This window comes from Kocuria sp. KRD140 (genome assembly GCF_017168375.1).
Classification (GTDB): domain Bacteria; phylum Actinomycetota; class Actinomycetes; order Actinomycetales; family Micrococcaceae; genus Kocuria; species Kocuria marina.
On the sequence record NZ_JABFAW010000007.1, the window covers coordinates 214995 to 236271 of the forward strand.

Here is a 21277-nt window from a genome sequence, read left to right on the forward strand (position 1 = left end):
GCTCTGCCGCGACCGGTCCGGGCCGTTCCGCTGCCCGGTCCCCGGGTGTATCTCGCGCGTCCTCCGACGACGCCGCTGCCGCGTCCGACCGGGGCCACTCCGGTTCCGCCGCGGTGCACGTGCGCGAGCTGCACAAGTCCTACGGGGACCTCGAGGTGCTGCGCGGGATCGATCTGGACGTGGCCACGGGCGAGGTCGTGTGTCTGATCGGGCCCTCCGGTTCCGGCAAGTCCACCCTGTTGCGCTGCCTCAACCTCCTGGAGTCCCCGCAGTCCGGGACCATTTCCGTGGGCGGGTTCACGGTCACGGACCCGGATCTGGACGTGGACGCCATGCGCCGCCGCGTGGGCATGGTGTTCCAGCAGTTCAACCTGTTCCCCCACCTGAGCGTGCTCGAGAACTGCACGGTGTCTCAGGTCAAGGTGCTCAAGCGCTCCAGGGAGGAGGCCAAGCGCATCGCCCTGGCGAACCTGGAACGCGTGGGTCTGGAGGCCAAGGCCGGCCAGCGGCCCACCCAGCTCTCCGGCGGTCAGCAGCAGCGCGTGGCGATCGCCCGGGCGCTGTCCATGGACCCCGATCTGATGTTGTTCGACGAGCCCACCTCCGCTCTCGATCCCGAGACCGTGGGCGACGTCCTCGCGATCATGCGCCAACTCGCGGATGACGGGATGACCATGCTCGTGGTGACCCACGAGATGTCCTTCGCACGCGACGTCGCCGACCGCGTGGTGTTCATGGACGGCGGCGTGGTCGTGGAACAGGGCCCCGCCCGCGAGGTCATCGGCTCACCCCAGCACGAGCGCACCCGCACGTTCCTCTCCCGGGTCCTCAACCCCACCACGGTGGACACCCCGGAGTAATCCGCCCGCCGACTCCCATGAAACGGGGCCCCGCCCCCGTGATCCCGCAGCAATGGGCAGGGCGCTCGACGCCGCGTGGAAGCACACGACGACGCCGCCGCTGTTCGGGAAGAACAGCAGCGCCGTCGTGGTGGAACACGGGTGCCGAGCGGGTGCCCGACCGGATCGGTGGATCAGACGCGATCCGTGACAGGGATGTCGGTGGCGGACCCCGGGATGTCCTGGGTCTCGAGGATCTCCTCGGCCTTGGCCTTGGCCTGTTCCACCGTGCGCTGACGCGGCACGAGGATGGTCACGAGCGCACCGAACAGGGCCACGGCACCGAAGATGTAGAACGCGGTGGCACCTCCCAGGTTGGCGGCCAGGCGCCACCCGCCGATGAGTGGGCCGAAGATCCCGCCCAGGCGGCCGGAGCCGGAGTCCCCAGGCCACGCCGGCGGCACGTGCGTTGGTCGTGTAGTCGTTGGACGTGAAGCCGTAGATCAGCACCTGGGTACCCAGGGTGCCCACACCGGCGATCGCGATGACGATGAACAGCACCGGCAGCGGTTACGCGAAGGTCATAAGCGCCAGGGTGATGGCCGCGAGCACGAACGTGGTGGCCACGATGCGCTGCGGGCCCGAACGGTCCGCGAGCTTGGAGGCGAGCATGCCGCCGATCACCGCGCCCGAGTTGAGCACCGACGTGGCGCTCATGACTCGACCTCGATCCTGACCGAGAGTGTGACCCATGGCGCCGGGAGCAACCCCTGGGTTTTACCAGGGGTGCCTCTTTCCCGGATTGTGCATGAATCGGCGTGAGTGAAACACGCACCCTATGAGGAGGACGCCTATTCACCGGCGTTCGCGGTGGTCCCGGCGGGGTCGGCCGGCATCCCTCGGGGCGCGCATCCCGCGCCGATGCAGCGCGCCCACCCGATCACGACGTCATGAGCGGCCCCTGCGGGAGGCGATGAACCGCGGTCAGCCCCGGTTCACCATCCCGGAGGGCCGCACCGAGATCACTTCGACCTGAGAATCCCGCGTGGCGTCCACTGCCGTGCGCACCGCCGCGGCAATCTGCTCGGGGCGGATCCAGTCCTCGGGGTGGTACTCGTTGCCCATGTACGCCTGCAGTTCCTCCTGCATGTCCGTGGCCACGCGCCCCGGGTGCACCGAGCTCACGCGCACGCCGTTCTCGCGTTCCTCCTCACGCAGCGCGTCGGTCAGGGCGCGCAGGGCGAACTTGGTCCCGGAGTACAGCGCCGCCGACGGGCCCGAGGTGAACCCCGAGCCCGAGTTGATGGCCACGACGTCACCGCCGGCCACGCGCAGCTGGGGCAGGGTCAACCGGGTCAGCTGGGCCACGGAGATCACGTTGACGTCGAAGATCCGCTCCCACTGCTCCCGCGTGGCCTCGTCCACCCGCGCTTGCGGTGCGATCCCGGCCGAGTGGACCAGCACGTTGAGCCCCTCGAACTCGTCCCGCAGGGGTTCCCACGCCGCGGCGACCTCCTCGTCCGAGCTCACGTCCGCGGTGAACGCCCGGGTCCCCGGACCCAGCCCGGCGAGTTCGTCGCGGACCCGCTGGACGTCGGCGGCGGAACGTCCGCCCACGAAGACGATGTGGTCCCGTGCGAGGTCCTGCACGATGGCCCGGCCGATGCCGCGGGTGGCGCCCGTGACGAGCGCGGTGCGGACGGTGGTCGTGTGAGTGCTCTGCTCAGTCATGACGCCATGCTAACGAGCGCCCCGGACACCATGGGCGGCGCATACGGCCGCGGCCGGCCCGGGACGGTACGCACGGCGCACGGTGAAAAGCATGTGAGCGCCGAGTGGCATTCACTCCCCCGCGCGATGCTCCCGTTCGGAGGGCTCGCCCTCAAGGTACTCCCGCACCGCTCGCGCACCGGCGTCCCTGGCGGCCACGTTGAAGTCCCGCAGGCTCTGCCGGTCCAGTGTGACCTCGATGACCCGCCGGCCGGCCACGGGTGCGGCGAGCGCGGCGGCGAGTTCGATCGCGGTGTCCGCGCTCACGTACTGGACCCCGTACGCCGCACACAGCTCCGCGATCCCCACCGTGTGGGGGGTTCCGAAGAAGCGCTCCACGGTCGCGGTGTAACGCGGGTCCCGGCCCAGGTCCCCGTGTTCCAGGGTCTGGAAGATCCCGCCGCCGGAGTCGTTGACCACGATTATGTGCAGGTCCGGAACGCGTTCGCCGGGTCCCAGGAGCAGTCCCCCGGCGTCGTGCAGGAACGTCAGGTCCCCCATGACGGCACGCACGGGCCGCCCCGTCCCCAGTCCCACGCCGTGCGCGGTGGCCACGGTCCCGTCGATCCCCGCGAGCCCGCGGTTGGCGATCACCGCCAAGGGCCCCCGGGCGCGGGCCACGAGATCCAGGTCCCGAACGATGTTGGAGGACCCCGCCACGAGTACCGACCCGTCCGCGCACGCTGCGTCCCACACTGCCCGCGCTACGTGCAGGCGCGTCAGCGAGGGTTGGTCGTCCGCGAACCGCAGCACCGCGGCGTCGGCGGCGGCTCCCGCCTCGCGCCACGCCTCGAGCCACCCGGGTTCCGCGGGTCCGACGGCGCTCGCTGCCTCCTCGAACGAGCCCGCCGCGTCCTCGGGGCGCCTGCCGTGCTCGAACCACGGGGCGGGATCGGGTCGCACGGCGATCACCCGCACGTCGGGGCGCTTGAGTAGCGCCGAGACACGGCGACTCAGGGTCGGGCGGCCCACGAGGATCACCGAGTCCACGCGCTCACCGAGGGGTGAGTCCAGCACGCTCTCGTAGGACGCGATGGCGGCCTCTCCCGCGCGCGCCTGGGACGAGGGTTCGGCGAGCAGGGGCAACGAATGCTCCAGCGCGAAACGCTCGGTGGTAGGCCCCGCGCCGTCGCCGGCAAAGATGAGGGGATGTGCGGTGCCCGCGGTCGCCGAGGGTGCCGGGGGCGCCGAAGACTCAGAGTCGGAAGACACCCGCCGCGCGGCATTGGAACGCATATCCGCGCCGTCGGCCTCGGAAGTCACACGCACGGGCTCGTTCCATGGCGCCGACTCCGTGATTCGCACCGACTCGGCGGGCGGGAGGAACGGCTCCAGGAGCACCGACCACGGGTGCACCCGGATCCGCGCGGCACCCCCGGAACGCACGGGCCGCACCTCACTCGCGAGGTCGCGGGCCCAGCTGCGCAGGTGACGGTGGTCGTCGTTGCACACGGGGTACAGCGGATCACGCAGGGCCACGTTCACGTGCACGGGTCCGGGCGGATCCTGCTCATCGCCGGGAAGGGCGGCCAGGATGTGATCGAGCAACGATTCCACGTCCTCGCACTGCTGCGGCCATGACAACTGCGGATCGTCCGGGGGTAGCAGGTCCACGGCCGCGCGCACGAAGTTGGCGAACATCCCGGGTTGCCGCGTGGTCTGGTTCGCGCCGGTCCCGCGCAGTTCGGGCGGGCGGTCCGCGCTGAGCACCACCAGGGGGACCCCCGCGTGGGAGGCCTCCATGACCGCCGGGAGCAGCTCACCCACGGCCGTCCCGCTCGTGGTCACCACGGCGCACGGCAGGCCCGTGGAGCGGGCGATGCCGAGGGCGGTGAAGGCGGCGTCGCGCTCGTCGATCCGCACGTGTACCGACAGTGCACCGCTGGCCTGCGCTGCGGCCGCGGCATATGCCAGCGGCGCGGAACGCGACCCCGGGGACACCACGAGGTGTTCCATCCCGCGCATCGCGAGGGCGCGCAGGACGGCGGTGGCCGAGACGAGGCTGGGGCTGATCACGCTCCAGAGCGTATCGACCGGCACCGACACGCACAGCGGCCCCGGTGCCACGCCGTCGTCGACGACGTGGACCGGGGCCGCAAAGGTCACTCAGGGACGGCTCAGATGGCCCACTCCCCCGCGTCCGCGCGGAGGTTACCCAGCACACCCGGGGTGTTGACGCTGTTGTCCTGCACCATGCCCGCGGCCTGCGTGCGACCGGACTGTGGGTCGATGAGCAGGAACGAGCCCAGCGCGTGCGACTGCGTGTACGCAGTGGTGAACAGCGGTTCGGCCACGCGCACGGTCACCCGGCCGATATCGTTGAGCTCGAACGACTCCACCGATTCCGCGGCGAGGCTCTCGAGGTTCAGCCGCCCGTCGAGCGAGCCCACGATCCCGCGCACCACGCGCGTGGTGTGCTTGAGCAGCACGCGCTGGCCCTCGCGCAGGGGCTTCTCGTCGTCGAGCCAGCACACCACGGCCTCCACCGACTTGGTGCCCGACGGCGCCCCGGCCGGTTCCGCGATCAGGTCACCGCGCGTGATGTCGATCTGGTCTGCGAGCGTGAGGGTCACGGACTGCCCGGCCACGGCGTACTCGGCGGGAGCCCCGGCCACGTCGATGCGCTCGACCGTGGTGGTGCGCCCGGCCGGTTGCACGGCGACCTTGTCCCCCACGGCCACCGAACCGGAGGCAATCTGGCCCGCGTAGCCGCGGTAGTCCACGAACTCCGGGGACAGTGCGGCGGACTGCGGGCGGATGACGCACTGCACGGGCAGCGCGAACCGTTCCGCCTGGGTGAGCTCGGACGAGTCCGGGAGGTTCTCGAGCCAGCTCAGCAGGGACGGACCGTCGTACCACGGGGTGTCCTGGGAGGCCTCGACCACGTTGTCGCCGCGCAGCGCGGAGACCGGGATGATCCGCAGGTCCAGCACACCCAGTTCGTCCGCGAGTTCGTGCAACTGTCCGCTCAGTTCCCGGAACGCTTCTTCCGCATCGGGCAACAGGTCGATCTTGTTGACCGCGATGATCAGGTGCGGCACCCCCAGCAGGGCCCCGACAGCCAGGTGGCGCCGGGTCTGCTCCATGATCCCGTGGGTGATGTCCACGAGCACGATCAGCGCGTCCGCGGTGGAGGCACCCGTGACGGTGTTGCGCGTGTACTGCACGTGCCCCGGGCAGTCCGCGAGGATGAAGCTGCGCGCGGGCGTTGCGAAATAGCGGTAGGCCACGTCGATCGTGATGCCCTGCTCGCGTTCGGCCCGCAGCCCGTCCGTGAGCAGCGCGAGGTCCGCGGCGTCCAGGCCGCGGGACTGGCTGACCCGTTCGATCGCGTCGAGCTGGTCCACCAGGATGTTCTTGGTGTCGTGCAGCAAGCGGCCCACGAGCGTGGACTTGCCGTCGTCCACGCTGCCGGCCGTGGCGATCCGCAGCAGGCTTGCTCGGTTCTCGGTGCTCATCTCTAGAAGTAGCCCTCTCGTTTGCGGTCCTCCATGGCGGCCTCGGACACGCGGTCGTCCGCGCGGGTGGCCCCGCGTTCGGTGAGGGTGCTGGTCATGACCTCAGCCAGCACCTCCTCCGCGGTCGTGGCCGGGGACTCCACGGCACCCGTGCAGCTCATGTCACCCACGGTGCGGTAGCGCACGGTGCGCTGCTCCACGGTCTCGTTCTCCCGCGGGCTCACGTACTCACCCACGGCGAGCCACATCCCGTCGCGGCTGATCACGTCCCGCTCGTGGGCGTAGTACAGCGGGGGCAGGTCGATGCCCTGCTCGGTGATGTAGGACCAGATGTCCAACTCGGTCCAGTTGGACAGCGGGAACACCCGCACGTGCTCACCGGGGCGGTGGCGCGTGTTGTACAGGCTCCACAGTTCGGGGCGCTGGTTACGCGGATCCCACTGGCCGAACTCATCGCGCAGGCTGATGATGCGTTCCTTGGCGCGGGCTTTCTCCTCATCACGCCGGGCGCCGCCGTAGACGACGTCGTGCTTGCCCTCCGTGATCGCGTCCAGCAGGGGAACGGTCTGCAACTGGTTGCGGGTGCCGTCCGGGCGCTCAGCCAGGCGGCCGTCGTCGATGTAGTCCTGGACCTTGGCGACCTCCAGACGGATCTTCAACCGCTCCACGGTGCGGTCCCGGAACTCCAGGACCTCCGGGAAGTTGTGCCCGGTGTCCACGTGCAGCACGGGGAACGGGATGGGGGCCGGCCAGAAGGCCTTGGCGGCCAGGTGAAGCATGACCACCGAGTCCTTGCCGCCGGAAAACAACAGCACGGGGCGCTCGCCCTCGGACGCGGTCTCGCGGAAGATGTGGATGGACTCGGCCTCGAGACGCTGCAGCTGGGAGAGTGTCACGGACTCGGAGGTGGTCGTGGTCATAGGTGGATCCCGCATTCTGTCTTGCCCACACCGGACCAACGACCGGCGCGGGGGTCTTCTCCGGGCGCGACCTTGCGCGTGCACGGTGCACACCCGATGGACGGGTAGCCCTGGCCCAGCAACGGGTTGACCACCACGAGGTTCTGCTCGGCGTAATCGACCACGTGGTCGAAGCTCCAATCCACCACAGGGTTGAGCTTGACCATCTGGTGGTGCTCATCCCACTCCACAGGCGCGGCGTTCGCGCGGTGGGGTGTCTCCTCGCGCCGCAGCCCGGTCACCCAGGCCTCGTAGCCGGCCAGGGCCTTGTCCAGCGGCGCGACCTTGCGCATCCCGCAGCACAGGCCCGGGTCACGGTCGTGGAGCTTGGGACCGTACTTGGCGTCCTGCTCGGGCACGGTCAGCTCGGGCAGCAGGGTCCGCACGTTCACTGGCCAGTCCGAGGCGAAGCGATCGCGGGTCTCGAGGGTCTCCGGGAAGTGGTAGCCCGTCTCCAGGAAGAGCACGTCCACGTCCTTGACGTGATTGCTCACCAGGGCGGGGACCACGGTGTCGGAGGCCATGGAGCACGCGACCGCGAGCTTCTTCCCGAAGGTCTCGGCGGCCCACGCGAGCACCTCGTCCGGGTCCGCATCCCGCAGTCCGAAGCGCTGCTGCGCCTCCTCGACGAGCGCCTTGAGCTCCTCGACGGAGCGGGTGCGTCCGGGGGAAGCGGCCGCGGGGTCCTGCTCGATGGTCGTGGTGTGAGCGGACGACGACGCGTCCGCCGCGCCGCTGTTGCCTGCGGTGTCGGTCCTGGTCATTTCAGTGAATCCTCCTGGGCGTTCAGGGCCCACTCGGCGAAGCTCTGGTGGGCCTCGCGCTCGTCGAGGAACGTGCGGGTGACACGCTCCACGTAGTCGGACAGGTCATCTGCGGTGATCTTCAGCCCGCGCACGGTGCGACCCAAACCGCCCTCCTCGCGGTCCGGGGAGGCCAGGCCGCCGCCCAGGTGCACCTGGAACACGTATTCCTCACCGATGTACTGGCCCTTGAGGCCGATGTCCGCGGTCTGGATACGCGCGCACGAGTTGGGGCACCCGTTGATGTGCAGGGAAATGGGGGTGGGGATCTCCACATCCTGGAGGCGCTGCTCCATGTCGTCGATCACCCGCGCGGCAAGACCCTTGGTCTCCACGAACGCGAGCTTGCAGAACTCGATCCCGGTGCACGCGATCGTGGACCGGCGGAACGGGCTGGGCTTGGCGTGCATCCCCCACGGGCGCAGCGCCTCGATCAGGGAATCCACGTTCTCCGGGGCCACGTCCAGCACCAGGACCTTCTGGTGCGGGGTCAACCGGATCCGGCCGGAACCGGCGGCCTCGGCGGCGTCGGCGAGCGCCACGAGGGCGTCACCGCTCAGGCGACCCGCCGTCAGCGCGAAGCCCACGTACTTCTTGCCGTCGTTCTGCTCATGAACCCCCACGTGATCCGCGTGACCCACGGCGCGCTCGGGGGCGGGACCGTCCGGCAGCTCGCGACCCAGGTACTCGTCCTGGAGCACCTGGCGGAACTTCTCCGGGCCCCACTCGGCGAGCAGGAACTTCAACCGGGCCTTGGTGCGCTGCTTGCGGTAGCCGTAGTCGCGGAAGATCGCAGTGACCCCGGCCCACACGGGCACGACGTCCTCCGGCGCCACGAAAGCACCCAGGCGCTCCCCCAACCGCGGGGACACGGACAGTGCACCGCCCACCCACAGGTCGTAACCGGGACCGAGTTCCGGGTGGTTGACCCCCACGAAGCTGACGTCGTTGATCTCGTGCACCACGTCCAGGGTGCGGCTGCCGGTGATCGCGGTCTTGAACTTGCGCGGCAGGTTCACGTAGTCCGGGTTGCCCACGAACTCTGTGCGCAGCGCCTCGAGCTCGGACGTGGGATCGATGATCGGATCCGCCTCGACGCCCGCCACGGGGCTGCCCAGGAACACGCGGGGGGTGTCACCGCACGCCTCGAGGGTCGTGAGCCCCACCGAGTCCAGGCGTTCCCACATCTCGGGGACGTCCTCGATGCGCAGCCAGTGCAGCTGGATGTTCTGCCGGTCGGACACGTCCGCGGTGCCGCGCGCGAAATCCCGGGAGATGCCACCCAGCACGCGCGTCTGCTCCGTGGTCAGCTGTCCGCCGTCTAGGCGGATGCGCTGCATGAAGTACTCGTCCGAGAGCGATTCGGCGTCCAGCTTGGAGGTCGACGCACCGTCCACGCCCTGCTTGCGCTGCGTGTACAGGCCCAACCAGCGGAACCGCCCGTGGACGTCGTCCGCGGGGATCGAGGCGTACCCCGTCTTGGAGTACGTGTCGATGATCCGCTGCCGGACGTTGAGCGAGTTCTCCTCCGCTTTGAACTCCTCGTTGTGGTTCAGCGGCGTGCGGCCGCTGACCTTCCACTGGCCCAGATCGGTGCCCTTGCGGGGTCCGCGCACGCGGCCGGACGCCGCGGCGGGTGCCTTGTCCTGGGTGTCGGCGGAGGGTGTCATGGGTGCTCCTTGGGTGAGGGGGAGGCAAGTCGCTCCAACGTACCGAGCAAGCCCTCAGTGCAGCGATTCACCGTCACAAACCCGTCACATAGCCGGCATTCCCCCTGGTCACCCGCGGGTACAGGCCGACGTCGCTCGACCGGCACCGCGGCGTCGTCGCCCGCTGTCCCCGGGCACGACGACGCGGGCGGAACCGCGGTCCCCGCGATCCCGCCCGCGCATGCGTGCGGTGGTGCTACCAGCTCAGCCCTCGAAGGACTTGGGCGCCTGGCGAGCGCGGCGCTTGAGCTCGGCATTGCTCTTGCCCTGGTACCCGCGGTACTTGGGGCCGTTCTTGCCGTTCTTGCGGCGCTTGTCCTGGTTGCGGCCCTTACCCGGCTTGTCGCTCACGCCACCGGGGAACTCGGGCTGGTCCTCGCGGTTCTTGTGGAAGACCTGGACCACCGCGGGGCGCGGCATGGAGAACTCGCCAGCCCCGGCGCGCGTGGGCAGCACGTAGTCGGGGAAGTACGAGCGGGGCTGCTCGAACGTGCCGTCCTCACCGGGGTGCTGCACGGCCACGTAGACCATGCCCTCGGTGTCGTGGATCACGGGACCGCACGTCTCCGCGTCCTGCGGCACGGCCAGGAACTGCTGCACGCGACCGCGATTGGCACCCTGGAGGTCCACCTTGAACAGACCGTCGTTGTAGCCGATCTTGGAGGGCGCACCGTCCGTGGAGATCCACAGGTTGCCCGCCTTGTCGAAGGCCACGTTGTCGGGGCACGAGATCGGGGAGACCTTCTCCTTGGGGAACCCGCCGAAGTACGTCCCCGAATCCTTGGTGGGGTCACCGCACACGAGCAACAGGTTCCAGTCGAAGCGCGTGGCCTGGGGCCGGTTATTGCGCTCGGTCAGTTCCAGGATGTACCCGTCACGGTTGCTGGTGCGGGGATTGGCCTCGTCCACGTCCGCCTTGCCGGGCTTGCCGCGATCGGAGTTGTTGGTCAGCGCCGCGTACACCTTGCCGGTGTGGGGGTTGGGCTCCACATCCTCCGGGCGGTCCATCTTGGTGGCGCCAGCCTTGTCCGCGGCGAGGCGGGTGTAGACCAGGACCTCCTCCACGGACATGCCGCGGACCATGGACTTTCCACCCTTGAGCAGGGGCAGCCACTCGCCGGTGCCGTCGAACTCGCCGTCGCGGGGCAGCTGGCCCGTCCCAGTGATCTCGGGGGCCTGGGAGTTGCCGCGCAGCCGGGCCACGTAGAGGTCGCCCTCGGAGAGCAACTTCATATTGTGGGCCTTGTCGCCCTTGCGGTATTTGCGGGACGAGACGAACTTGTAGATGTACTCGAACTTCTCGTCGTCACCGGAGTACGCGACCACCGTGCCGTCGTCACCCACGCGCACGTTCGCGCCCTCGTGCTTGAAGCGGCCCAGCGCGGTGTGCTTGATGGGCGCGGAGTTGGGGTTCTGCGGGTCGATCTCCACGATCCAGCCGAAGCGGTTGGGCTCGTTCTTGTACCCCTCGATCCGGGCGTCGAAGCGCTTCTCTACCTCGGGCCAGCGGCGGGACGGCATGGTCGTGGGGAAGCCGTAGCGCTTCTCCTCGGCGGTGCCGGAGGTGATGAAGTACTGGTGCACGTTCTCCTCACCGGAGAGCACCGTGCCCCACGGTGTCACACCGCCCGAGCAATTGTTCTGGGTGCCCAGCACGCGCTTGCCGGTGGGGTCGTCCTGCGTCTTGAGCAGATCGGACCCCGCGGCGGGCCCGTCCATCACGAACGTGGTGGTCAGCGTGATGCGACGGTTGCGAGCGCCACCGCGCACATAGGTCCACGGCTCCCCCACCTTGGTGCGGGAGATCTCCACGACCGACATGCCGTGCGCCTGGATCGCGGTCTTGACCATGTTGGTCAGGTTGGTCTTGTCGTAGCCCGCCGGGAACATGGTGTTCTCGTTGGTGTACTCGTGGTTGTTCACCAGCACGCCCGTGAGCCCGTTCGGGTCCGGGATGATGTCCAGATAGTCCGAGTTGAACCCGAACTGCTTGGCTTGCGCTTCGGGGGTTTGGTTCTTGGGGTCGAACTCCGGGGAGTCGTAGAACAGGGGGTCACCCCAGCGGATGATGGGCGACCAGTCGTAGCCCTTGGGCACCGAGAGGTCGTCCACGGTCATGTCCACGGGCTTGATGGGCGTGAAGTCCAGGCGGGCACGGCCCTGACCCCAGTAGGCGTAGGTGGCCTCGGCCGGCTGGGCGGTCGCGGCGACCACACCCACGGTCACGGCCCCGGCCATCCCCAGACCCAGGGCGGCACGGCGGCTGACGGCTGCGGAGATAACGTCGTGCACGTACTCGTTGCCGGATGTGTTCGCGTCCGGGGTCATGCACTGGCTACCGCACTTGAGTTCACACGTGAGCGGGCTTCGCTTGCCGTTGACGTGGCCCAGCATGGGCAACAGGCGACGGCGTTCGGGCGCTTGGGTCATGGCGTGGCTCCCTGGGTGGGACATGCGTTGATGCATGTCAGCGAGTGGTTCCGCTGCTCAGCCCACCATCACGGCGTGATCGCCACGCAACCACCGGGCGAACGACGGGTTAATTGCGCGTCCGTCACGGACCACCTTCGGGGCCCCGCGCGCCGCGTGCCGCATTGTGGCGACTTTGGGTCCCGGGCTGCATACAGGGGCGGGTTTCAACCCCCGTTGACGTGCTGGGGCAAGTTCGAGCCACCTCGGCCCCTCATCATGGATCGGAACTGCTGTACGGGGGAGGTGACATCTGATCTGGCTTGCCCGTCGGGCGGCCTGGAAGGATATGCACCATGCTCGCTGCATATCCCCGAGAGTTCCGCGAAGACGTCGTTCGTAAGGACGCGTTCTGCGGGCGGATCGTGGGCTACTCCATGGATTCCCGTATGAAGGCCCGCCTCGCGGTGAACGCACTGGTCAATGCGGCCACGCGGCGCGGGAATCTTTCTTCGCGTTGCTGCAGAAGAACGTCCTCGATCGCCGTCGCTGGCGGACCCGTGACGAGCTGCGGATCGCGATTATCACCTGGATCGAACAGACCTACCACTGGCGCCGTCGACAGGTTCGCCTGGACCGTTTGACCCCGATGGAATGCGAGACCATCATGAACCCAGCCGTGGACCTCGCGGCTTGACAATAGAACTGTCACCTCACCGTGCAGCAGTGCCCATGCCTACATGGAGGATTTGAAAGCGCTGCACGGCAACCGTATCGAGGTTCACCTGGATGATCGGGGGAGAACTCTGGATGTCGCTGATCTCGTGAGCAACGTTGCCGATGGCACCGAGCTGTACATGTGCGGACCCATTCGCTTGATGGATGCTGTTCGCAGGGCGTGGTCCGATAACGGCCTGGACCCTACCAATTTGAGGTACGAGACGTTCGGGAACAGTGGATGGTACGAGGCCGAGCCCTTCGAAGTCCATACTCCCCGATTGAACTTCAGGACCACCGTGAATTCGGATGAGTCGATGCTCGAAGCGCTGGAACGCGGAGGTGTGGACACCATGTCGGATTGTCGCCGGGGAGAGTGTGGTCTCTGTCAGGTGAAGATTCTGGAGCTTTCCGGGGAAGTTGATCATCGAGACGTCTTCTATTCCGACCGCCAGAAGGCCCCGAACGCCACAATGTGCTGCTGCGTCTCCCGCGCAGTAGCAACTCGACCGGATTCAACTCCGGGAAACCCCGCACAGTCAGCCCTCGTAACCATCGACGTTCCCTGAAAGGCATGTTTTGGACATTCGCCGTAAGATCGACATTTCCAAGATGTCGGCATATCAATGGGTCATTGTTGCACTAGCCGCGTTTCTCAACGCCCTCGACGGGTACGACGTGTTGGCAATGGCCTTCACCGCGACCTCCGTCTCCAAGGAGTTCGAACTCACAGGAGCCCAGCTGGGCTGGCTGCTGAGTTCCGGTCTGATCGGCATGGCTGCTGGGTCACTCTTGCTGGGCCCGTTCGCTGATCGCTTCGGACGTCGCAAGATCTTGTTGGTCGCGGTTGGCATCAATGCCGCAGGTTTGTTCCTTTCCGCCACGGCGAACTCCGCCCTTGAGCTGGGCGCATGGCGAGTCATCACCGGGCTGGGTGTGGGCGGCATCCTCGCAACGGTTACGGTCATCACCAGCGAGTACTCCAATTTGAAGAATCGCGGCATGGCCATCAGTATCTACACCGCCGGCTACGGGGTGGGTGCCACACTGGGTGGAATGGGCGCCACCCAGCTGATTCCCGCTTTCGGATGGCGCTCCGTGTTCCTTGCCGGTGGCCTTGTGACATTGTTCGCAGCCGTTTTGATCCTGGTTATCCTGCCAGAATCAGTTGATTACTACCGTGTCCGACGCCCCAAGAATGCCGAAGAGAAGGTGGCTGGAATTGCCCGACGGATCGGGCTCAAGGGGGACGTTTTCCTGGGGGATGCACCCACCACAACCAATTCGTCACAGGGTAGCGTGACGCAGCTGCTTGGTGGCCGGTACCGGGTTTCGACCATCCTGCTATGGGTATCGTTCTTCGTCATCATGTTCGGCTTCTACTTCGCGAATTCGTGGACGCCGAGACTTTTGGTTGAATCCGGGATGACGGAGCAACAAGGCATTGTGGGGGGCCTGATGCTGACCATGGGTGGAACCTTCGGTTCGCTGATCTACGGTGTTCTGACCATTCGGCGTAACGCGCGCAACACGCTCGTGGTGTTCACTATTCTTGCGGCCGTGCTATTGGTGGCATTCATTACTACTACATCAATTCCGGCTCTCGCATTCCTGAGTGGTGTTGTCGTGGGAATGCTCATCAACGGCTGTGTTGCGGGACTCTACACCGTGGCGCCTCAGACGTATGCGCCGGAGGTGCGAGCAACCGGTGTCGGATGGGGTCTCGGAATTGGCCGGGTGGGAGCCATTCTGGCACCCATTCTGGTGGGCACCCTCCTCGACGGCGGCTGGTCACCGACCCAGCTCTACATCGGGGTTGCGGTCGTGGTAGCTCTAGCTGCCTTCGCGGCCTCGCGCTTGAAACCCCATATCGATACTCCTTTGGTTGAATCCGCCACCGAGGAGCCCACTCCGGCTGCCCGTCGCTGAACCGGACTTGCCGAGAAGGGGCCAATCCTACCCATGCGTAGTGTCGGCCCCTTCCGCCGTCTAAACGTCCCCGCCCCGCAGCACCTCGTACGTGCGGGAAATCCGCTCGAGCCACCAGTCACGGCGCGGGCCCGTGACCGCGTGTTCCGTCACCAGATCCTCCGAGACCGCCACGTCCCGCACCGGGAGGTGGCCGTCCACCGGGCGCAGGGGCTCGGCGGTGACGTCCGCGGTCATCAGGGACAGAGTCCCGAGCCCGCACGCGTACGGCAACTCCGGTAACGCTGCGGCGAGTGCCACGCCCGCCCGGATCCCCACCGAGCTGTCGATCGCGGAGCTGACGACGGCGGGCAGCCCGGCCTGCGCCACGATCTCCAGCGCCCGGCGTACCCCGCCCAGGGGTGCGACCTTGACCACGATCAGATCCGCCGCGTCGGCCCGAGCCACGGCCAGCGGGTCCTGCGCCTTGCGCACGGATTCGTCCGCGGCGATCAACAATTTGTTCCCCGCGTCCCGCAGCCGACGGCGCACGTCGGCCAGCCCCGGCACGGTGGCCACGGGTTGCTCGGCGTACGCGAGCTCGAACTCGCTCAGGGTGGTGAGTGCGCGTACGGCGTCCTCCTCGCTCCAGCCCATGTTCGCGTCCACGCGCAGTTGCGCGTCCGGGAGGGCGGCGCGCACGGCGGCGACGCGAGCGACGTCGTCCGCTAGGCTCTGTCCGCGTTCGGCGACCTTGATCTTCACGGCGTGCACCGCGCCGCCGTACCCCGCAAGGACCTCCGGGACGCGCTCGGCGGGGACGGCCGGGACCGTGGCGTTGACGGGCACCCGGGTGCGCACGGGGTCGGGGAACCCGGTCCATGCCACCTCGATGCCCGCGCGCAACCACGACGCCGCTTCGGCGTCCTCGTACTCGGGGAAGGGGCCGAACTCGCCCCAACCCGCCGGGCCGTGGAAGACCACCGTTTCCCGGGCGGTGACCCCCCGGAACCGCACGCGCATGGGCAGGGAGACCACCCGAGCGGTATCGAGCAGATCGGACAGTGGGGGTATGGGCGTCACCGAAGAGAGCATGGCCCTAGGGTACGTGTCCGCCTTGATCGAAACGTCGGTTACTGTCCCCTGTTTGGCGTTACTGCATAGAGTTTGAGCCCATAACTTTTTGTGTAAATGCATTTGTTTACATGCGAAACGCACCTTTATGCCGCTGCGCGCCGGAAGTCTTCCCTCGACACCCCACACCCCGTGGGCCGTTCGGCCCACGGAGCGTTCGCAGTCGCAATTACGTGCCACAACGCATGGTTGTGCCCGACGTATTCTGGAGGGGTCACAGGTGTCGTGAGTCCGGGGGGATGATCGCGACACCACAGGGGGAATCGGGGGATTCGTGTTGCATGTCTTTGCGCTGTCCGAAATCGCGTCCGTGGGGGAAACGTTGCAGGCGTTCCTGCAGGGCGGCAGCCGCGTGCTGTTGATGATCGCCATGGTGCTGTTCCTGGCGTACCTGCTGTTCTTCCTCAGCACGGTGTCCATCGCGAGCGCCATCACCACGTGGCACCAGATCCGGCGCAGGCCCCGTCAGGCCGCGCACCCGCGCGAGATGGCGCCCGTGACCGCCGCCGAGGACCAGCCGTACCAGGAGCTGCCCGCGCGCGGTCGGCACGCGCTGAAGGTGAAGGGCTGAACCGTGATCCTGGTCTTCGGTCATCGTATCGACCTCATCCTGGTGCTCGCCGTGGTCCTCGTGGCCCTGAGCGTCCTGTACGGCATGTTCATCCTGGTGCTCTCCCGCTTCGAACCGCAGCGCTCGCAGCACCGTAGGGTGAAGATCGCCACCGTCCCCGGCCACCACAAGGTGGTCTTCGTGATCCCGTGCCTCAACGAGGAACGCGTCCTGCGGCCCAGCCTCGAGCGGCTCGTCGGCTTGGACCACCCGGACCTCCAGATCATGGTGATCGACGACGGTTCCGACGACGGCACGGCCGAGATCGTGCGCTCGTTCCCGGACCCGCGCGTGCACCTGTTCCAGCGCACCCTGCCCCACGCCCGCGAGGGGAAGGGCGAGGCGCTCAACGCCGCCATCCAGTACCTGCGCACGAGCGATCTGATCGCCGGGACGTCTCATTCTGACGTGGTCGTGTGCGTCATGGACGCGGACGGACGTCTGGACCCGCACGCCCTGGACGACGTCATGCCCCTGTTCAAGGACAACCGCCTGGGCGCGGTGCAGATCGGCGTGCGGATCAACAACCGCCAGCAGAACCTCCTGGCCCGGATGCAGGACCTCGAGTTCGTGCTCTACACCCACGTGTTCCAGCGGGGCCGCCGACACCTGGGCAGCGTGGGACTCGGCGGCAACGGCCAGTTCGTCCGGCTCTCCGCGCTCGACGGGCTGGGTGTGTCCCCGTGGTCGCGCAGCCTCACCGAGGACCTGGATTTGGGCGTGCGACTGCTCATGGACGGGTGGCAGACCGAGTTCGTCTCCACCGCGTCCGTGCACCAGCAGGGACTCGTGGACGTCAAGCGCTGGGTCAAGCAGCGCACCCGGTGGTTCCAGGGCCACCTGCAGTCCTGGAACCTGGTGCCGTGGGTGCTGCGGGACCTCACCGGCAGCCGCCGGGCGGATCTCTTGTACCACCTGACGAGCCCGTTCCTATTGCTGCTTACGTCCTTCCTGTCCCTGGCGTTCGCCTTCTGGGTGCTGGACCTCGCGGTCGGGATCGTCACGGGTCACGCCGTGGTTTCCGGGTGGTGGCTCTCGTCCTACCTGATCGCGTTCGGACCCGCGCTGCTCTACGGGCTGGTGTACTGGTCGCAGGAACGTCACAGCGGTCTGAACCCGGTCAAGGCCGTGGGCCTGGTCCACCTCTACGTGCTCTACGCCATGCTGTGGTACGTGGCCGGCTGGAAGGCCGCGTGGCGCGCGGTGCGCGGCCACAACGGCTGGGCCAAGACGGAACGCGTGGTCGAGAACCAGGAGCAGGTGGACTCCTCGGCCCGGGAGCTCACGGTGGAGGCCCATGCATGAGGAAACGCGGCGTCGTCGTACTCGTCGCGACGATCGTGCTGGTGCTCGCGGTGATGGCCGTCATGAATAACCTGTGGCGCGTGCAGCCGTGGGCGGACGGGGAGGTGCACGGGCGCTGGCAGGTCATGTACACGGGCTACGGCACCGTGAAGGGCAACGACCGGCAGGTGCTGCTGGAACCCCACACGGCCGAGGCCGCCATCGTGACCCACGGGGCGCTCGTGCACACGGTGGAGGACTACGACGACGCCGACTTCGCCGTCACGGTGCGCACCGAGGAGCAACTGCGCCGCAATGACGAACCCAATGCGTGGGAAGTGGGCTGGGTGCAGTGGAACCTGCGTGACAACGACCACTTCTACGCGGTGGCGCTCAAACCCAACGGCTGGGAGATCTCCAAGCAAGACCCGGCCTACACGGGGGCGCAGCGGTTCATCGCGTCCGGTGGGGACCGGACCTTCCCGGTGGGCAGGGACTACCGGGTGGAGATCACGCAGGACTGGCCCAGGATGACGGTCACGGTGGACGGGACCGAACTGGCCACCGTCACGGACGAGGAGACTCCCTACCGAGGGGGCGCGATCGGGTTGTACACGGAGGACGCCAAGGTCCTGTTCCACGATTTCGAGATCATGGGGCAGGGCTGACGGGATCGTCCGCGCCGGGCTGGCGCGGACGGTTGCGGGGTGCGCACGGCGTGCTCTACGACAACACCGGTGCCGCCGCGGACGCCAACGCCATGTACGCGATCGCCACGGGCAACCTGCTCACACACTTCGGGAAGACCGAACTCAAGCCGGTAGCCGACTACACGGACGCCATGGTCGAGAACTACGACGCCGCGGTGTACATCGGCGCAGACCACCACGTCCCGCTCCCCCATGCCTTCCTGGACGACGTCCGCTCCACCGACAAGCCCGTGATGTGGTTGGGCCGCAACATCGAGGCCTTCGCGGGTCCCGACGACGCGCAGAACGCCCAGTTCCGGGACAAGTACCGCTGGGACCCCCGCGCCGCGACCACGGTGGACAGTTCCAAGGTCACCTCGGTCGAGTACCAGGGCGAGAAGGTGCACCGGGAGACCCAGGGTGCCCCTGAGATCGTGGTCCCGTTCACGGGCACGAACGACAAGGTGGAGGTCCTGGCGACGTCGCAGTGCACCGAGCGCGGTAAGCCCACCTCGTGCACGCCGAACGGTTCCCCGGAGGCCCCGTGGGCCATCCGCTCCGCGAACCTCACCTATTTGGCCGAGGTGCACCTGGACTACATCGACGCGAACGACGTGTACCTGGTCTACACGGATCTCTTCTACGACCTCGTGGGTTCGGACGCCCCCGCGGTGAAGCAGGCCGCGGTGCGCCTGGAGGACGTGGGCCCGGAGTCCAACCCGAAGGACCTGCGCCGCGTGGCCCAGGACGACGTGGACGAGTGGAAGGACCGCCTGGACGCGGGACGCCCCGTGATGGAGCACGCCGGTCTGGGTGAGCCCACGATCTTCGAGACACCGCACTACGGCGGTTCCGTGAACTCGTACGTGGCCATGGCCCAGGAGTACGACGCGCGCTACGAACAGGGCGACTACTACGCGGGCATCCTCACGGGGCAACCCTCCGAAGCCGGTAAGTCCTACAGCCAGCAGTTCCCATTCACGATGAGCGATATCTACGGCGGAACGGTGTACCCCGAGAACCTGGGCAACATCACCGAGGGCGAGCAGAACAACCATGCCGCCCGCACCCCGGAGTTCCTGGTCTCACGGGCCAATGCGAACCTGACCGTGCGCGAATCCACCGAGCTTCTTCTTCCACCCATACCTGGACATTGAGTACCTCAAGAAGACGGTCACCGGCATCAAGAAGCTGGGGTACGAGTTCCGACCGGTCACGGAGCTGAAGTAGCGTCCGGGTCGGCGCCCCCGGGCGGGCACCCTGGACCCAGAACGCGCGAACACCCGGCCAGGATCACTGACCGGGTGTTCGCACGCGTGTGAACGTCAGGGGTGGGCGGCCTTCGGCGGCCGGGAGCCCCGCACGGTGATCATCCCACCGCGCCCGGGCCCACCGAACTCACCAGGGGTCCGTTCACCCTCGGAGCGTCACTCGCTGATCTCGGAGTTGCTCGTGGGGTCCTCGTCCACGCCCATGCCCGGAACCTCGGGGTTGGCGGCGTTGGACTTGACGGCCTCCTCGATACGCTGACCGATGTTCTCGTCCACGTTCTTCCAGTACTGGAAGGCGTTCGAGAGCACCGGCTCCTCGACACCTTCGAGGGCGCCGGCCACGGTCTGCACGAACTGCGCGCGCTGCGCGTCGTTGAAGACCTCGCGGATCAGGGTGCCCGGCTGACCGAAGTCGTCGTCGTCCTGACGCAAGGTGTAGGCCTCGCGGACCAGAGCGCCGTCGTCCTCCCAGCCGTTGTCCACAGGACCGGTCTCGTCCGACCAGGAGTCACCGAAGGAGTTCGGGGCGTACACGCGACGAGCGCCGGAGTGGTTGTACCACATGTGGCCCTCGAAGTTGTAGGTGTGCACCTCGTTGATCGGGCGGTTGACCGGCAGCTGCTGGAAGTTGGTGCCGATGCGGTAGAGCTGGGCGTCCGCGTACGCGAAGTTGCGGCCCAGCAGCATCTTGTCCGGGGAGTTGCCGGTGCCGGGAACCATGTTCGCCGGGGAGAACGCGGCCTGCTCGATCTCCGCGAAGAAGTTCTCCGGGTTGCGGTTCAGGGTCATGGTGCCGACCTTGTGCCGCGGGTAGTCCTTCTGGGGCCAGACCTTGGTCAGGTCGAAGGGGTTGAAGCGGTAGGTCTTGGCCTCCTCGTACGGCATGATCTGCCAGTACAGGTCCCACTTGGGGAACTCGCCGTTCTTGATGGCGTCGAAGAGGTCGCGGCGGTGGACGTCACCGTCGGCACCGGCCAGGCGCTCGGCCTCCTCGTTGGAGAGGTTCTCCACACCCTGCTGGGAGATGAAGGCCCACTTGACCCAGAACTTCTCGCCCTCGGCGTTGACCAGCATGTAGGTGTGCGAGCTGTAACCGTTCATGTGACGCCAGGTCTTGGGCAGACCGCGCTCACCCATGAGGTAGGTGACCTGGTGTGCGGACTCGGGGTTGTTGGTCCAGAAGTCCCACTGCATGGTGCCGTCACGCAGGCCGGAGTCCGGCAGGCGCTTCTGGGAGCGGATGAAGTGCGGGAACTTCATGGGGTCGCGCACGAAGAACACCGGGGTGTTGTTGCCCACGAGGTCGAAGTTGCCTTCTTCGGTGTAGAACTTCAGGGCGAAGCCACGGACGTCACGCCAGGTGTCCGGGGAGCCCAGCTCGCCGGCCACGGTGGAAAAGCGGGCCAGCATCTCGGTCTTCTTGCCCGGCTGCAGGAAGTCCGCCTTGGTCCACTGCGAGACGTCCTCGGTGATCTCCAGGGTGCCGAACGCGCCCGCGCCCTTGGCGTGGGGACGACGCTCGGGAACGTTCATCCGGTTGAAGTGCTGCAGGGTCTCCACCAGGTGGTGGTCGTGCAGCACGATGGCTCCGTCGCGGCCCGTGGTCAGCGAGTTGCGGTCGCTGACAGCGGGAATGCCGGCCTGGGTCGTGGACCCGGTGGCGTGCGGGGTGGGTTCCGTCATCGCGTACTCCTTGATCTGTCCCTTATACACATCT

General features: G+C 67.5%; 18 protein-coding genes and 1 pseudogene. 8 read left to right on the plus strand and 11 right to left on the minus strand.

Translation table 11 applies throughout. The features are described 5' to 3' along the window. The first annotated feature begins 113 nt into the window (after nt 1-113). Entirely contained in the window at nt 114-860 is a 747-nt protein-coding gene (locus J1M36_RS07375) for an amino acid ABC transporter ATP-binding protein (RefSeq protein WP_206479070.1), read from the plus strand. Nucleotides 861-1033: 173 nt separating this feature from the next. Here the strand turns inward: J1M36_RS07375 and J1M36_RS07380 are convergent, their stop codons facing one another. The 9 genes from J1M36_RS07380 to J1M36_RS07420 all read right to left on the minus strand — a co-directional run bounded on the left by J1M36_RS07380 (nt 1034) and on the right by J1M36_RS07420 (nt 11968). Beyond that, nucleotides 1034-1303 carry a hypothetical protein gene (locus tag J1M36_RS07380; RefSeq protein ID WP_206478978.1) on the minus strand — a complete coding sequence of 90 codons (270 nt, stop codon included), beginning with the start codon at nt 1301-1303 and terminating at the stop codon, nt 1034-1036. Nucleotides 1304-1409: 106 nt separating this feature from the next. Further along, nucleotides 1410-1556, minus strand: coding sequence for a hypothetical protein (locus J1M36_RS07385; RefSeq protein WP_197493138.1), 147 nt, complete (start codon nt 1554-1556; stop codon nt 1410-1412). Nucleotides 1557-1823: 267 nt separating this feature from the next. Then, complete coding sequence (locus tag J1M36_RS07390) at nt 1824-2570, minus strand: SDR family oxidoreductase (protein WP_206478979.1); 747 nt, start codon at nt 2568-2570, stop codon at nt 1824-1826. Between the two features lie 111 nt (nt 2571-2681). After that, entirely contained in the window at nt 2682-4625 is a 1944-nt protein-coding gene (gene menD / locus J1M36_RS07395; RefSeq protein ID WP_206478980.1) for a 2-succinyl-5-enolpyruvyl-6-hydroxy-3-cyclohexene-1-carboxylate synthase, read from the minus strand. Nucleotides 4626-4726: 101 nt separating this feature from the next. Continuing rightward, nucleotides 4727-6067: a GTP-binding protein gene (locus J1M36_RS07400; RefSeq protein WP_206478981.1), complete on the minus strand. Its 1341-nt coding sequence runs from the start codon at nt 6065-6067 to the stop codon at nt 4727-4729. A gap of 2 nt (nt 6068-6069) precedes the next feature. Continuing rightward, entirely contained in the window at nt 6070-6987 is a 918-nt protein-coding gene (cysD, locus tag J1M36_RS07405) for a sulfate adenylyltransferase subunit CysD (protein ID WP_231885588.1), read from the minus strand. Further along, nucleotides 6984-7790 carry a phosphoadenylyl-sulfate reductase gene (locus tag J1M36_RS07410; RefSeq protein ID WP_231885587.1) on the minus strand — a complete coding sequence of 269 codons (807 nt, stop codon included), beginning with the start codon at nt 7788-7790 and terminating at the stop codon, nt 6984-6986. Before J1M36_RS07410 ends, cysD begins: the two co-directional genes overlap by 4 nt. Further along, complete coding sequence (locus tag J1M36_RS07415) at nt 7787-9499, minus strand: nitrite/sulfite reductase (RefSeq protein ID WP_064846686.1); 1713 nt, start codon at nt 9497-9499, stop codon at nt 7787-7789. Before J1M36_RS07415 ends, J1M36_RS07410 begins: the two co-directional genes overlap by 4 nt. Nucleotides 9500-9742: 243 nt before the next feature. Continuing rightward, nucleotides 9743-11968 (minus strand): PhoX family phosphatase, encoded by a 2226-nt coding sequence (locus J1M36_RS07420; protein ID WP_206478982.1) that lies wholly within the window; start codon nt 11966-11968, stop codon nt 9743-9745. A 380-nt stretch (nt 11969-12348) separates the two neighbouring features. On the opposite strand from J1M36_RS07420, the pseudogene J1M36_RS07425 reads away from it, so the two are divergent. The 3 genes and pseudogenes from J1M36_RS07425 to J1M36_RS07435 form a co-directional block, all read left to right on the plus strand. Continuing rightward, nucleotides 12349-12644 (plus strand): annotated as a pseudogene (locus J1M36_RS07425) (IS3 family transposase); the annotation flags it as partial. 43 nt (nt 12645-12687) lie between these two features. Beyond that, nucleotides 12688-13233, plus strand: a complete 546-nt coding sequence (locus J1M36_RS07430) for an iron-sulfur cluster-binding domain-containing protein (protein ID WP_206478983.1) — start codon at nt 12688-12690, stop codon at nt 13231-13233. A gap of 43 nt (nt 13234-13276) precedes the next feature. After that, on the plus strand, nt 13277-14593 hold the full coding sequence (locus J1M36_RS07435) for an MFS transporter (protein WP_241246960.1): 1317 nt from the start codon (nt 13277-13279) through the stop codon (nt 14591-14593). Between the two features lie 60 nt (nt 14594-14653). On the opposite strand, the gene J1M36_RS07440 is transcribed toward J1M36_RS07435, so the two are convergent. Continuing rightward, complete coding sequence (locus J1M36_RS07440) at nt 14654-15667, minus strand: o-succinylbenzoate synthase (protein ID WP_206478985.1); 1014 nt, start codon at nt 15665-15667, stop codon at nt 14654-14656. Between the two features lie 313 nt (nt 15668-15980). On the opposite strand from J1M36_RS07440, the gene J1M36_RS07445 reads away from it, so the two are divergent. From J1M36_RS07445 to J1M36_RS13000, 4 genes are read left to right on the plus strand one after another with little or no spacing between them, the layout of a single operon-like run. Continuing rightward, nucleotides 15981-16277, plus strand: a complete 297-nt coding sequence (locus tag J1M36_RS07445; protein WP_064846681.1) for a hypothetical protein — start codon at nt 15981-15983, stop codon at nt 16275-16277. A gap of 3 nt (nt 16278-16280) precedes the next feature. Continuing rightward, nucleotides 16281-17621 carry a glycosyltransferase family 2 protein gene (locus J1M36_RS07450; protein WP_064846680.1) on the plus strand — a complete coding sequence of 447 codons (1341 nt, stop codon included), beginning with the start codon at nt 16281-16283 and terminating at the stop codon, nt 17619-17621. Further along, nucleotides 17618-18268, plus strand: a complete 651-nt coding sequence (locus J1M36_RS07455) for a family 16 glycoside hydrolase (protein WP_193518936.1) — start codon at nt 17618-17620, stop codon at nt 18266-18268. The genes J1M36_RS07450 and J1M36_RS07455 overlap by 4 nt, the downstream gene beginning before the upstream one ends. 50 nt (nt 18269-18318) lie before the next feature. Then, entirely contained in the window at nt 18319-19446 is a 1128-nt protein-coding gene (locus J1M36_RS13000) for a DUF2334 domain-containing protein (protein ID WP_206478986.1), read from the plus strand. 270 nt (nt 19447-19716) lie between these two features. On the opposite strand, the gene J1M36_RS07465 is transcribed toward J1M36_RS13000, so the two are convergent. After that, complete coding sequence (locus tag J1M36_RS07465; protein WP_206479071.1) at nt 19717-21243, minus strand: catalase; 1527 nt, start codon at nt 21241-21243, stop codon at nt 19717-19719. Nucleotides 21244-21277: the final 34 nt, after the last annotated feature.